This is a genomic window from Neopararhizobium haloflavum, assembly GCF_002750855.1.
Classification (GTDB): domain Bacteria; phylum Pseudomonadota; class Alphaproteobacteria; order Rhizobiales; family Rhizobiaceae; genus Georhizobium; species Georhizobium haloflavum.
The window spans coordinates 54,960-67,360 of the sequence record NZ_NWUC01000001.1 but is presented as its reverse complement, the minus strand read 5'-3'; the positions used below and the strand labels follow the sequence as shown (position 1 = coordinate 67,360).

Sequence of the window (12,401 nt, the reverse complement as noted above, 5' to 3'; positions counted from 1 at the left end):
CGCTCAGGCGGCCTTTTCCAACGCCCATTTGCGCAGGATCTTGGCGGCGCGCTCCTCGTTGAGCTCCACCATGCGGGCAAGGCGCCGCTCTGGCCCTTCCTTGACCTTGCGGTTGAACCCGCCATCGCTCGACTGGTCGAGCCCGAGAAGATCGTCGCCGGGCTCGAAGCCGAAATCTGCGCCAAAACCTTCCATGCTGGTGCCGTCGGCCGCGACAGCGGGGCTGAAGTCGCCAAGACCCATATCGTTCTCGGCAGGCACGACCGCGGTTCCGACCGAGCGGGCCAGCGGACGCAGGCCGAACCAGATCACCAGGAGCGCCACCAGGATGAACGCTCCTGCATTGACCATGCTGCCGGCGTGGCGTGACAGGTTGTCCATCAGGCTCGTCGTTCCGGCATTTTCCTCCAGCAGCTCGTGGTCGAGGAACGTCATGGCACTCAGCGAGATGACGTCGCCGCGTTCTTCGTTGAGCCCAGCCGCGCTGCGCACGATCTGCTCGAGTTCGGCAAGGTAGGTGTCCACCTGCTCGCTGGTCGCGCCCTCGCCGAGCATTGCCTCGATCCGGCCCCGGTTGACGACGACGGCGATCGAAAGCCCCTCGATGTCGTAGCTGTTCTTGACCGTCTCCACGGTCTTGGAGTTGATCTCGAAATTGGTCTGTTCTTCGCGCCGTTCAAGCGATTCCGACGAGCTGGGGCTGCTGCCGGCGGTCTCCGGGTCGGCTTGCGGCAGGTTCTGCTCCACCGTGGCCGGTTCGTCGCCTTCCGAGCGGTTGGACAACTCTTCCTCGCGCGTCACCCGGATCGAGCGCTCGACCCGCGATTCCGGATCGAACAGCGTTTCCATGATCTGCTGCGAGTCGGTGTTGAGGTTGGCGCGCACGCTGGCGCGGAAATTGTCGACACCCAGAAACGGCGACAGTGCCTTGTCGATATTGTTCTCGATCTCGCCTTCGACCAGCTGGACGATACTGAGAGAGCGGTTGAGCGCGCTGTTGGTCTGGTCGTCGCCCGACGCCAGCAACTGCCCCATGGAATCGAGCACGGTCACGTTGTCGATGCCGAGACCCGGCACCGATGCGGCGACGAGATGGCGCACCGATTCGGCCGAGCGCTGCCCGTTGCTGCCGGAGGTGCGGATCATCACCGAGGCTGACGGCTCCTGCTCGCCGCGGCGAAAATTGCCCCGGTCGGGCATCACGATGTGGACGCGTGCGGCCGAGATGCCGTTGATCGACTGGATGGTCCGCGCGATCTCGCCCTCCAGGGCGCGCACGCGGGTCACTTCCTGCATGAAGGATGTCAGGCCGAGCGAGCCGACATTGTCGAAGAGCTCATAGCCGGCATTGGCGCTGTCCGGCAGGCCACGCTCGGCGAGAAACGCCCTTGCCCGGCCAACGGTACCGACAGGCACCCTGACGCTGGCACCGTCCGCTCCGACCTCGAAATCCATGCCGGCTTCCGCCATCGCAAGCGAAACCTTGCTGACGTCTTCGGCTTCCAGTCCGACATAGAGCGTCTCCATCGTCGGCCGGTTTAGATAGAGGCCTGCCGCCACGACCAACGCGATAGCCAGCGCTGCCCCACCGAGGACGGCAATGATGCGCCCCTGACCGAGCGCCAGGAAGCTTCTGGATAGGGGTGCCAGTCGGCTTAACAGAGTCATTCTGTGCCCAATCAACCACAAGTGTCGCCGCCATAAGACGGTGTCGGGCATGACCTTAGGGGCTGAAACTTGCGCGAGGGTGGCGGTCGCCGGGCAAAGTCAGAAGAGTTCGCAATCACCGACCGCTTCGAGACGCGGCGATGTCGTGCCGTGGCCCGAAAGACGGCGCTGCACGTCGGCCAGCTTGACGGTGCCGAGCGCGGCCGCAACATCGACCGGGAGATCGTCCGGCACGGTCTTTTGAAGCACCGAGAGAAAATCGCAAAGGGCCCGCACGCGCTGGACCGTCAGGTCGATCGACTGGATCTTGCGCATGCCTGAGGCATCACCCGCGCGACCGATATGCGGCTCCAGTTCTTCCACCTTCGCAGCGATGTCGCCAAGTTCGGCGCTGACGAGCGCAAGCACCTCGCGCAGTGCGCTTTCCGGTCGCGTCTCTTGGTGTTTCAGGGTCTGTCTCATTCGCGCCTCTCAGAAGAATTCCACGCCGTTGTCGACCGGCGGTTTTGGTGGCGGCGGCGTCAGCAGTTCGATGGTGCGCGTGCGCTCGCGCCCGCTCAGGGCATGCTGGCGCGCCCGGCCGCTGACCGGCCAGTATTCAAGCTTTCGGCCCTGGTCTCCGCCGGTCGACGAGCCGACCACGCTGATGCCTTCGTCGGACAGGAACTGCATGGCGAATTCCGCGTTCTGCTGCCCCACATTGGAGAACTGGCTGATCGTCTGCGCCCCGCCGAAGATCTTGGCTTCCAGCCGGTCGCGCCGCGCGCCGCTCTTGAGCAGTGCGTTGATCAGGAGTTCCATCAGGTGCACGCCGTAGCGGGTCGCCGCATTGCCGCTTGCGGCCTGCGCCGCGCCGGGCAGCAGAAAATGGTTCATCCCGCCCACGCCCGCCACCGGATCGCGCAGACACGCGGCGACGCACGATCCGAGGATCGTCGTCAGGACGACGTTCGGATCGGCGCTGACGGCGTATTCGCCCTGGATGACGTGCAGGCGCTCGCGCCCGTGCGTCATCGTCATTTCAACGCACCGAAGACCGCCTCGATCGCCGCGCGGATCTTGTCGACCGTGAAGGGCTTGGACAGGACGTTGTTGGCGCCGAGCTGCGCCGCCTTCTGCACCAGCGCGCGGTCGCCCTGCGCCGTCAGCATGATGAAGGCCGCACGCTTGGTCTGCGCGTTCGAGCGGATCGCCTGCAACAGGCCGAGCCCATCCATCTTCGGCATGTTGAAATCCGAAATGACGAGATGATGCGGCTGCTGCTGCATGATCGCCAGCCCCTGCTGGCCATCTCCCGCAACCGTGATCTGCGATATTCCGAGCGTCTGCAGCGCCTCCCCGATGAGCAGACGGCTGGTCACCTGGTCGTCAACGACGAGCACCTTTATCTTCTGAGCTAACGACATCATGCACTCCCAACTGGCTTGGCAGCCGTGATTGAAATGATTTCTTGGCCGATCGCCTCCAGCGGCAACTGTCTACCGACAGCCCCGATTTCGAAGGCGACCCGCGGCATTCCATAGACCACGCAACTGCGCTCGTTCTGGCCCAACGTGGCCGCACCGGCGCGATGCATCTTCAAAAGGCCCTCGGCGCCGTCCCGGCCCATGCCGGTGAGAATGGCGCCGATGGCGTTCTTGCCGGCGGTCTCGGCCACCGACGAGAAGAGGACGTCAACGGACGGACAGTGCCCGTTGACGGGTGAGCCTTCGGCAAGCCGGCACTGCGGCGCCGAGGGATTGACGATTTCCAGATGGCGGTTGCCGCCGGGCGCCAGGTAGACCCGTCCGAAGCTCAGCGCTTCGCCGTCGCGCGCCTCGGCCACCTTCGGGGCACACAGCCGGTCGAGCCGTTCGGCGAAGCTGCGCGTAAAGGAGCCGGGCATGTGTTGCGTCACGACGGTCGGCGGACAATTGGCAGGAAAGCGCGACAGCACCTGGATGAGAGCTTCCACCCCGCCCGTCGACGCACCGATCGCGATGACCTTGCGGCGCGGCCGATAGTCGGCATCGATCGCCGCTTCCGACGGGCGCGCCGGTGACGCCGGCTCGCGCCGCAATTTCGAATGTGCCGCCGCCTTCACCTTGGCCACGAGGTCGGCAAAGGGGGCGGCGTCGCCCGGAGCCGGCTTTCCCACGCAGTCGAAGGCGCCGATTTCCAGCGCCGCGAGCGAAGCATCCGCGCCGCGCTGCGTCAGCGTCGATACCATGATCACCGGCATCGGCCTCAGCCGCATGATCTTTTCCAGAAACTCCAGCCCGTTCATGTTGGGCATCTCGATGTCGAGGGTCACCACATCGGGATTGAGCGACTTGATTGCGCTGCGCGCTTCCATCGCGTCGGAGGCCTGCCCGACGACGGCGATATCCGGGTCGCGGCCGAGCACCGATGCGATCATCGAGCGCATGGTCAGCGAATCGTCGACCACCAGGACCCTGGCCGGCGCACTCATCGTGACCTCCCGGCGCGTTGGCTATCGTCCGTCCGGCGCCGATAGGTCGTGATCGCGATGTTGTCGAAGCGATCCTTGGCCGGTCCCGACAGCCGCTCCGAATGACCGATATAAAGATGGCCGCCGGGAGCGAGCATGTCGCAATAGCGGCCCCAAACACGAGCCTGTGTCTGCTCGTCGAAATAGATGACGACGTTGCGGCAGAAGATGACCTGGAACGGCCCCTTGAACGGCCATTCGGTCAAGAGGTTGAGTTCGCGAAACGCAATCAGCGCCTTGGCCTGTGGGCCGACGCTCCACCGCCCGCCACTGCCGGTCGGGTTCTCGCGCAGCCACTGCTTTCGCATGGCGGCCGGCACCGTTTCGACCGCGTGGTCGTCGTAGACACCGGCGCGTGCCTTGGCGATGATCTTGGGATCGATATCGCTCGCCAGAATGCGGAAATCGTATGATCCGATCTCCGGCATCAAAGAGAGCGCCGTCAGTGCGATTGAATAGGGCTCCTGCCCGTCCGAGCACCCCGCCGACCAGATCCGCACGCGCCCGCCCTCCCGCGCACTCTTCAGCAAGGGTGGCAGGACATGATCGCGCAGATGGTCGAAATGGTGGTTCTCACGGAAGAAGCGCGTGAAGTTCGTTGTCAGGAACGACAGCATCTCGCGCCGTTCCGCTTCGCCCCCCGGCGCCCCGACGAGCGCGCAATAGGCTGCGAAATCAGCGAGGCCCAATTGGCGAATCCGCTTCGACAGCCGCGAATAGACGAGCGAGGCCTTGCTCTCGTTGAGCGCGATCCCGGCATCGGCATAGATCATCGCCGCGATCTCGGAGAGATCGCGCCGGGTGAGCGGGAATTCCCCGTCCACCAGGAGATCGTTGCCGCCGGAACCGGCCTTGCGCGTCAGAACGGCTGTCATGCGGCTTCGCTTTCGCTCGCTCTGAACAGCGCTTCGAGCTCGATGAGGCAGATCATCCGCCCCTCGATCGCCAGCACGCCGCGCGCGAAGCTCTTGTCGAGTTCGGACGAGACCTCTGGCGTCGGCTGGATGTTCTCGCTGGTGACCGAAAGAATGTCAGACACCGCATCGACCAGCAGGCCGACGACCTTCTGATGAACCTGCGCCACGATGATGACGTGCCGTGCGGTCGGATCAGCCGCCTTCATGCCTAGCCGGCTCGACAGATCGATGATCGGCAGCACCGCACCGCGCAGGTTGATGACGCCCAGCACGAAGCCGGGTGAATGGGGAAGCGCCGTCGCCGGCGTCCATCCGCGAATTTCGCGCACCGACATGATGTCGACGCAGAATTCCTGGTCGCCGATGCGGAATGCGATCAGTTCGCGGATGCCGTCGGCCTGGTTCTTCGCAAGCTGGTTCATGGTCCTATCCTACTGCTGCCAGGGAAAGTTCGGGTTTTGCCGCATCGCCGCGCGTCCCCGCGACGACAGCGTCGACGTCAAGGATCAGCGCCACACGTCCGTCGCCAAGAATGGTGGCGGCCGCGATGCCGGGCACGTGGTCGTAATTGGCTTCAAGGCTCTTGATGACGACCTGCCGCTGGCCCTGGATCGCATCGACCATGAGCGCGCGCTGGCCGCCGCCCTCGGTCTCGACGAGCAGCGCCACACTGGCAGCCGGATCGGCCTGATCGCGCCGGAAGCTCAAGACCCGCCCGACATCGATAAGCGGACAGAACATGTCGCGGATCGAGATCAGACGCTGGCCGGCGCCGAAGCGGTGAATGCGCGAGGCCTCCGGTTGCAGCGTCTCCACGATGGCTGTCAGCGGGACCACCAGCGTCTGGCCGGCAACCGTGACGACCATCCCGTCGAGCACCGCAAGCGTCAGCGGCAGGCTCATGGTGAAGATCGAACCCTGACCCGGTGTCGAGGAAATGGTGATGCGCCCGCCCAGTTGCTGGATCGACCGTTTGACCACGTCCATGCCGACGCCCCGGCCGGAGATGTCGGAGATCTTGTCGGCGGTGGAAAATCCCGGATGGAAGATGAGGTTGTCGACCTCCTCATCGGACAGGCTGGCGTCCGGCGAGATCAACCCGTTGTCGATCGCCTTCTGGCGAACCCGCTGGCGGTTGATGCCGGCGCCGTCGTCGGCGATTTCGATGACGATCCGGCCCGAACGATGCTTCGCCGCGAGCCGCAGGGTGCCCTCCTCGGGCTTGCCGGCGGCCAGCCGCTTCTCCGGCGTTTCGAGGCCGTGATCGACGGCATTGCGGATCATGTGCGTCAGCGGCTCGGCGAGCTTGTCGATGACTGTCTTGTCCACTTCGGTGTTCTCGCCCTCGGTCACCAGCCGCACCGATTTGGATGTCATGTCGGCGATTTCTCGGACGATGCGAGACATGCGCTGGAACACCGGTTTTACGGGCTGCGCGCGGATCGCCATGACGCTGTCCTGGATCTCGCGCGTCAGTTGCTGCAGTTCCTCCAGCCCGAGATTGATCGCGGACCGGTCGGACGAGGTGCTCTCGTTGACGCTTTGCGCAAGCATCGCCTGGTTGATCACGAGTTCGCCGACGAGATTGATCAGCCTGTCGACGCGGTCGAGATCGACGCGAATGGTCGGGCTCGCATCGGCGGCGCGCCGGTCAGCCTGCCGCCGTTCCACGAACGCGTCCTGCGCCGGGACTGCAGCCTCGGCTGGCGGGGCGCTTTCGATGATCGCATCAAAGGCGGTCATGTCGAACGGAACCGGGGTCATCGGGCCGGCCTCGGCCGGTTCGCATTCGGCAACGGGAACGGCCTCCGTCTCCGCAGCGCCTGACGTCACCTCGAAAGTGCAATCCCATTCCGCGAACTCGAAAATGGCGCGTATGTCGTCTTCGCTCTTTTCGGTCAGGAGAACGATGTCCCAGGCGAGATACGCTCCCTCCGGATCGAGCGCGTCGAAATCCGGCAGTTCCTGCGTATTGCAGCGGATGGTCGCTTCCCCGAGCTTGGCCAGGTCGCGCAGGAGCAGCGCTGCCTCGTTGCCTTTCGCATAGAGCTCGGCCCTCGGCCGGAAGGTCACTGTGAAGCGTTCGGCCGCGAGCGCGGGCTCCACGTCGTCGAAATCGTCGAAGGAGAAGGGCACAGGCTCGAAGTCCGGCGCGTCCGGAGCGGGCTGCGCCGCTGCGATCGGCGCACCGCCCGGCTTTTCACCGCGCGCCAGTGCTTCCAGATCGACCAGCAACGCATCGCTGCGCTCCTTGTCGACACTCCCGCCGTCACGCGCCGCATAGGTCAAATCGGCCAGCACGTCAGCCGATTTGAGCATGACCTTGACGACATCCGCGCTCGGCTCCAACTGCCCCGACCGCACGCAATCCAGCGTCGTTTCGAAGACATGCGCGAAGGCGACGAGATCGTCGAGCGCGAAAGCCCCCGCGCCGCCCTTGATCGAATGCACGGCCCGGAAAACGGCGTTGACGGTTTCCGGATCGCTGTCTCCGTCATTGATGGCCAGAAGACCCGTTTCCAGTTCCGCGAGTTGTTCCTCGCATTCCTGAAAGAAGATCTCCTTGATTTCGTTCATATCCATGGCTGCTGTCCCGTCAGGCTGTGACGCGTTCGATGGCGGCGATGAGCTTGGCTGGATCGAATGGCTTCACGATCCAGCCTGTGGCGCCGGCCTCGCGGGCACGGTTCTTCTTTTCGGGATCGCTTTCCGTCGTCAGTACGAGAATGGGGATCGCCCGAAAGCGTTCGTCCTTGCGCACGCCCTCGATGAAACCGAACCCGTCGAGCCGCGGCATGTTGATGTCCGTGACGATGACGTCCGGGGTCGAGGCACGCAGCACTTCCAGCCCTTCGACCCCGTCCTCGGCCTGGACCGTCTCGTACCCTGCCCCGTCCAGCGTCATCAGCAGCATGTTGCGGATCGTTCGTGAATCGTCGACCGTCAGCACTTTCTTCTTCATCGTGCCACCTCCGTCGTGCCTGTCAGGTCGGGCTGGAATCCGAGATGCTGGAGCCCCGTGGCGAATGCCTGCGAATGCGCGTTGACCGCGAACGGCGTCCCGGACCGCTCCCAGGCATTGCGCGCTGCCAGGAGAACCTGAAGACACTGTCCCCCGATCCGCTCCACCGCGCCCGCATCGATCACGACGGGACGCCCCTTCAGCCCCATAAGCTTTGCATGCAGCGGCGCGGCGGCGTTCAGATCCATGATGGCTGCCAGTGCCACCACGTCGCTTTCGTCGGTCTTGCTTTCCATATCGCCCCTCATTGCCCTTTCATGTGCCCATTGGTTTGCGCCCGTCGCTCTCGCCTGCGCGCTTGCCATGTCGTCATGCCCCGAGGCTGCGCAGGACATCCCACGCCTCCCCCTGATGTGATGCTGCCCCCCAGCCATGCATCTGCGCCGAGCGCTCGCCACCCCGCCCGGCTGACGCGGAAGCCCCCCGGTCGGCGACCAGTCGAATATGATTTGCGCCCTCGCTGGCCACGCGTGCGCGGCGCTGGATCGTGAAGGCGCGCACCGTGTCGGACAGTTCAACGATGACGGTATGCAGCGCGTCGGCCTCGCCGGCCGCCGCGCCGAGATGGCGGCCGCTCTCGCCCACCGCGGTCTCGATATCGCCGATCTGCTGCATCAACCGGTCAACGTGCGTGCTGCCCGATTGCTGATCCGCTGCGGCGCTTTCGAGCGCCTCGTTGATCGCGACGACCTCCTCGCCCATTTCAGCGATCGCTGCCTGCATGAGGCGAACCCGCTCGACGCCGGTCTCGACCTGCTGCTTGGTCGCGCCGACGATGGCCTTGATCTCGCGCGCCGCGTCGGCCGAACGTTGCGCCAGTGCGCGCACTTCGGCAGCGACGACAGCAAAACCACGTCCGGCATCGCCAGCGCGTGCGGCCTCGATGCCCGCGTTGAGTGCCAGGAGATTGGTCTGAAACGCGATCTCGTCGACCGAGCCGATCAGTCGGCCGATCGTTTCGGCGGATGCTTCGATCGCTCCCATGGTGTCTTTTGCGGCCGATGCCGATTGCACATGCGCCTTCGCGCCGTCGGCTGCACGCGCGCTTTTCTGCGCGGTATCCGCGATCGCGCCACTGCCCTGCCGGAAAGTCGCCTCCAGCAACGAAAGCTCGGCCTTGGCTGGCGCGATGAACGCCTGCGCCTGACAAGCCGCTTCCCCGGCTGCGGCCATCCGCGTCATCGTCGCGTCGAGCCCGCGTTCCATCTGCTGCGCCGCCTGCGCCTGCCTGGCATGAACGTCCTCAAGGCTCTTCAGCGTCGCATTGATCTGATCGACCAGTCGGCGCTCCCCTTCCGGTCGTCTGTCGCAGTCCGGCAGTCGCGTCTGGAAATCGCCGCGCGCCAGCGCGTCGAGACCGGGTGAAAGTCGGCGCTCGAGCGCTTGCGACACCGCAAGCGAACGTCGCTCCAGGTCCCGTTCGTGGCGCGCTTCTCGCGCTGCCTCGTCATGGCGCAGCGATGCCTCGATGTTGGCGAGCATGGCTTCAAGGCGCGCGCCGATCTCGCTGGCGAGCGGCTCCGATGATGTCTTGCGCGCGAACCAGCGGCGCGGCTGATGCGCCTCGATGAGTGCGGTGATCTCGCTGCGGCAGAAGGTATGAGACAGCGCCAGGCGTTGCTGCTCACCACCAGCGCAGAGGTCGACCGGCAGGGCATCCTGCCCGCCGCTCCTCTCGGTGCCGTGTGATGACCACGCCTGAACCAATGATTGCCCCCCGGCCGCGAACGGCCCCACGTCGGCCGCGGCGTTTTCTCGCGCGCCTTCGGCCCCGTCTCATTGTGGTGATTGCTGGATACCGGTCTGCCACCGGTACGACGAAACGGCGTCATGCCTGCGGGTCGTTCGCTCTTGCGATCTTGGGACCCGCCGCGTCGTATCGGGCGACCTTAGGGGTGCATTCCTTGCATGAAGGTTAACCCGGTTTGCAACATTCGGCAGTCGGGATGGACGCCCCGGAGCGTCTGGCCGGCCGAACGCGCGAGCCCACCGGAAAACGGATGGGACGGCGTCCAACGCACACTCTTTTGCTGTCTCCACACAAGATCGGCAGGGAGATGCACTTTTCATTCGACAGCCAATACTGTGTCGACTTAGGATTGGGCGCCAAAAACTTGACCGCGCGCGCCACAATGAAGAAAGCTTCCAGCTTTATCGACCGGTTCGAGGTCGCAGCATCCCTCGGCGCGACCTTGCCGGAGCGTGCGCGCACTCTTGGCCTTGATCTTGAACCGCTCGCACGCACGGTCGGTCTCGACCCCACCTGTTTTACGGAATTCTCCGTTCATGTCAGCCTCGATCGCATGTGCCGGCTGTTCGATGCCCTGGCGACGCTCTCGGGCCGCGAGAGTTTCGGCCTCGAAGCGGCCGACGCATACGAGCCTGGCATGAGCGGCGCATACGGCTATGGGATCATGACGGCTCCCTCGCTCATGGAAGCGCTGGAGTTCGCCGTCCGTCATGTCCAGGTGGTCATGGATACGCATCACTTCCGGCTGCACGTCGACACACGCGAGGTCCGCCTGTCCTGGGCGCCGCCGTCGCCGGTGCTGCGCTCTGACCAGTTCGTCGACTTCCTGACATGCCTATACGTGGCGCGCCTGCGCGGCATTTCCGAAACCGCGGTGCGCAACGCCCGGTTTCGATTCGTGCACCCGCCGCCCAACGACATCGTCCCGTTCCGCGCCCGCCTGTCCCCGAACCTGCGTTTTCTCGCGCCCGTCAACGAGATCGTCTTTCCTCGCCTCCTCGCCGACGCCACCAATCCGAAATCCGATCCCAAGCTTTTTCGATTGATGGAAGCCCAATGCAAGTCGATGCACCGTCCCTCGCCGGCCGAGCAGGACCTTGTGACATCGCTGCGCCTGCACATTGCCGACCACCTGACCGAAGGCACGCCGACGCTCCAGATGATGGCGACCCATGTCGGAATGAGCCCGCGCACGCTCCAGCGCCGGCTCGCCGATCAGGGCATGAACGTCAACGACATCGTCGACACCACACGGCGCGAACTTGCCCGGCGCCTCTTGTCGGATGAGAAGACGAACCTGTCGGAAGTCGCCCGCAGATTAGGCTTTTCGCAACAGAGCGCCTTGACCCGCGCCGCATATCGCTGGTTCGAGCGATCGCCCTCCCAATTGCGTCGCAATGGCGGGGAGCGCTGACGAAACGCGCGGTGGGACAAATCAATGGCATCGCCGGAAAAAGGCTGATGCAGCGTTTGATGATATACGCCGCCCGATCATAGAAATCGCGTGCGTCAAACTTCCGGGAACCTGCCTTCGAGGGCCCGGATCCGAACGCCGATACGATATACCCTGAAAGCTGCTCATGCCCAAGATGTCCGAGACGGGACGCTCGCTCAGCGTCGTCGAAAGCGAATGCATTGCGCTTCTCGCAAATGGCCGCGATGTGCCGGCCATTGCAAGGGAACTCGAATTGCCACCGCATATCGTCGAGCGCCAACTCGATTCAGCGCGTGATGCGCTCGGCGCGAAGAGCCGTCTTCACGCTGTCATCCTGGCGATCGCCATGCGCGATCTAGGGGGATAGCTGCTGCTTGCGCTTTACCGGCCGCCAAGAAAAAGAGCGATCGGATCAGTGGAATGGATTGTGGCGTAGCGCAAAGAGCACGGCGAGCACGAACGCAGCCGTCAAGATGAGCGATGCCGTCACGGTCAGGCCGGTCTTGTCTCGCATCACTTCAGGTCCTCCTCTTTGTTGGTGCGCACCGAACCTGCGGGGTGGACGATTGTTCCCGTCCCTTCTGCCGCGCGGAAAGCCCGCCACGGCGCGCGCGGCGGGCTGGTCCGGTGTGGATGGCGCGCGGGCGCGCCGATCGCCGGGTTGGCGTCAATTGGCCAGGACGTAGACGACTTCGGAGCTTGCCGGCTCGACGATCGCATAGCGGCCATCCTGCAGCGCGACGTAGTTGTAGCCCTCATATTGCGGAACGAGTTCCACGACCGGCTGCGGCAATGGCTGCACCGTCACCGTGTCCGGCACGACCGCTCCGGTCACGACATCGAAATCGACGGCCACCGGCTCAGGTGCGCTTTCGACGAACACGCGGCGGATTTCCGGTACCTGTTCCGTGGTGATCACCACGCTTCCACTCGGCGCAGCCTCGACAGGCGCTGGCAGCGTCTGCGGGGCCTCTTCCACGATGACGGTCTGCGCAATGGCCGGCCCTGCCAGCAGCGAGCCGGCGATGAGAGAGGCGGTGAGCGTCTTTCCAAAGCGTTTCATGGGTTATTTCCTTTCTTTGTGAAACGTCCCGGCACAAGAACGAGCCATCCTCCAT

14 protein-coding genes are annotated in these 12,401 nt (G+C 64.5%); 2 read left to right on the top strand and 12 right to left on the bottom strand.

Features of this window, described 5'->3' with window-relative positions:
- Window positions 1-3 precede the first annotated feature (3 nt).
- From fliF to CN673_RS00445, 11 genes are all read right to left on the bottom strand, one after another.
- On the bottom strand, window positions 4-1,668 hold the full coding sequence (gene fliF, locus CN673_RS00495) for a flagellar basal-body MS-ring/collar protein FliF (protein WP_099863941.1): 1,665 nt from the start codon (window positions 1,666-1,668) through the stop codon (window positions 4-6).
- 99 nt (window positions 1,669-1,767) lie between these two features.
- Complete coding sequence (locus tag CN673_RS00490) at window positions 1,768-2,130, bottom strand: DUF8776 family protein (protein WP_099863938.1); 363 nt, start codon at window positions 2,128-2,130, stop codon at window positions 1,768-1,770.
- Window positions 2,131-2,139: 9 nt separating this feature from the next.
- Window positions 2,140-2,682, bottom strand: a complete 543-nt coding sequence (locus CN673_RS00485; protein WP_245409719.1) for a chemotaxis protein CheD — start codon at window positions 2,680-2,682, stop codon at window positions 2,140-2,142.
- A 2-nt stretch (window positions 2,683-2,684) separates the two neighbouring features.
- Window positions 2,685-3,074 carry a response regulator gene (locus CN673_RS00480; RefSeq protein ID WP_099864955.1) on the bottom strand — a complete coding sequence of 130 codons (390 nt, stop codon included), beginning with the start codon at window positions 3,072-3,074 and terminating at the stop codon, window positions 2,685-2,687.
- Complete coding sequence (locus CN673_RS00475; RefSeq protein ID WP_099863932.1) at window positions 3,074-4,120, bottom strand: protein-glutamate methylesterase/protein-glutamine glutaminase; 1,047 nt, start codon at window positions 4,118-4,120, stop codon at window positions 3,074-3,076. Before CN673_RS00475 ends, CN673_RS00480 begins: the two co-directional genes overlap by 1 nt.
- Window positions 4,117-5,034, bottom strand: coding sequence for a protein-glutamate O-methyltransferase (locus tag CN673_RS00470; protein ID WP_099863929.1), 918 nt, complete (start codon window positions 5,032-5,034; stop codon window positions 4,117-4,119). The genes CN673_RS00475 and CN673_RS00470 overlap by 4 nt, the downstream gene beginning before the upstream one ends.
- Window positions 5,031-5,498, bottom strand: a complete 468-nt coding sequence (locus CN673_RS00465) for a chemotaxis protein CheW (RefSeq protein ID WP_099863926.1) — start codon at window positions 5,496-5,498, stop codon at window positions 5,031-5,033. Before CN673_RS00465 ends, CN673_RS00470 begins: the two co-directional genes overlap by 4 nt.
- Before the next feature lie 4 nt (window positions 5,499-5,502).
- The gene (locus tag CN673_RS00460) at window positions 5,503-7,659 is read right to left on the bottom strand and encodes a chemotaxis protein CheA (RefSeq protein ID WP_099863923.1); all 2,157 of its coding nucleotides are present in this window, start codon (window positions 7,657-7,659) and stop codon (window positions 5,503-5,505) included.
- Between the two features lie 13 nt (window positions 7,660-7,672).
- Window positions 7,673-8,038, bottom strand: coding sequence for a response regulator (locus CN673_RS00455; protein ID WP_099863921.1), 366 nt, complete (start codon window positions 8,036-8,038; stop codon window positions 7,673-7,675).
- The gene (locus CN673_RS00450) at window positions 8,035-8,334 is read right to left on the bottom strand and encodes an STAS domain-containing protein (protein WP_099863919.1); all 300 of its coding nucleotides are present in this window, start codon (window positions 8,332-8,334) and stop codon (window positions 8,035-8,037) included. The genes CN673_RS00455 and CN673_RS00450 overlap by 4 nt, the downstream gene beginning before the upstream one ends.
- A gap of 73 nt (window positions 8,335-8,407) precedes the next feature.
- A complete protein-coding gene (locus CN673_RS00445; protein ID WP_099863916.1) occupies window positions 8,408-9,805 on the bottom strand; it encodes a methyl-accepting chemotaxis protein in 1,398 nt (465 codons plus the stop codon).
- Between the two features lie 425 nt (window positions 9,806-10,230).
- Here CN673_RS00445 and CN673_RS00440 point away from each other — a divergent pair, with 425 nt between their 5' ends.
- Both CN673_RS00440 and CN673_RS00435 read left to right on the top strand, forming a co-directional pair.
- Window positions 10,231-11,262, top strand: coding sequence for an AraC family transcriptional regulator (locus CN673_RS00440; protein WP_198585846.1), 1,032 nt, complete (start codon window positions 10,231-10,233; stop codon window positions 11,260-11,262).
- 166 nt (window positions 11,263-11,428) lie between these two features.
- Complete coding sequence (locus CN673_RS00435; protein WP_099863910.1) at window positions 11,429-11,650, top strand: helix-turn-helix domain-containing protein; 222 nt, start codon at window positions 11,429-11,431, stop codon at window positions 11,648-11,650.
- A gap of 300 nt (window positions 11,651-11,950) precedes the next feature.
- On the opposite strand, the gene CN673_RS00430 is transcribed toward CN673_RS00435, so the two are convergent.
- Window positions 11,951-12,346 (bottom strand): DUF1236 domain-containing protein, encoded by a 396-nt coding sequence (locus tag CN673_RS00430; protein WP_099863908.1) that lies wholly within the window; start codon window positions 12,344-12,346, stop codon window positions 11,951-11,953.
- Window positions 12,347-12,401 lie beyond the last annotated feature (55 nt).

Bases quoted from the DNA above. Each gene is read 5' to 3' on its own strand.
- CN673_RS00480 (WP_099864955.1), bottom strand. From the start codon at position 3,074: ATGTCGTTAGCTCAGAAGATAAAGGTGCTCGTCGTTGACGACCAGGTG.
- CN673_RS00470 (WP_099863929.1), bottom strand. From the start codon at position 5,034: ATGACAGCCGTTCTGACGCGCAAGGCCGGTTCCGGCGGCAACGATCTC.
- CN673_RS00430 (WP_099863908.1), bottom strand. From the start codon at position 12,346: ATGAAACGCTTTGGAAAGACGCTCACCGCCTCTCTCATCGCCGGCTCG.
- CN673_RS00435 (WP_099863910.1), top strand. From the start codon at position 11,429: ATGCCCAAGATGTCCGAGACGGGACGCTCGCTCAGCGTCGTCGAAAGC.
- CN673_RS00440 (WP_198585846.1), top strand. From the start codon at position 10,231: ATGAAGAAAGCTTCCAGCTTTATCGACCGGTTCGAGGTCGCAGCATCC.
- CN673_RS00475 (WP_099863932.1), bottom strand. From the start codon at position 4,120: ATGAGTGCGCCGGCCAGGGTCCTGGTGGTCGACGATTCGCTGACCATG.
- CN673_RS00460 (WP_099863923.1), bottom strand. From the start codon at position 7,659: ATGGATATGAACGAAATCAAGGAGATCTTCTTTCAGGAATGCGAGGAA.
- fliF (WP_099863941.1), bottom strand. From the start codon at position 1,668: ATGACTCTGTTAAGCCGACTGGCACCCCTATCCAGAAGCTTCCTGGCG.
- CN673_RS00490 (WP_099863938.1), bottom strand. From the start codon at position 2,130: ATGAGACAGACCCTGAAACACCAAGAGACGCGACCGGAAAGCGCACTG.
- CN673_RS00455 (WP_099863921.1), bottom strand. From the start codon at position 8,038: ATGAAGAAGAAAGTGCTGACGGTCGACGATTCACGAACGATCCGCAAC.
- CN673_RS00450 (WP_099863919.1), bottom strand. From the start codon at position 8,334: ATGGAAAGCAAGACCGACGAAAGCGACGTGGTGGCACTGGCAGCCATC.
- CN673_RS00485 (WP_245409719.1), bottom strand. From the start codon at position 2,682: ATGACGCACGGGCGCGAGCGCCTGCACGTCATCCAGGGCGAATACGCC.
- CN673_RS00465 (WP_099863926.1), bottom strand. From the start codon at position 5,498: ATGAACCAGCTTGCGAAGAACCAGGCCGACGGCATCCGCGAACTGATC.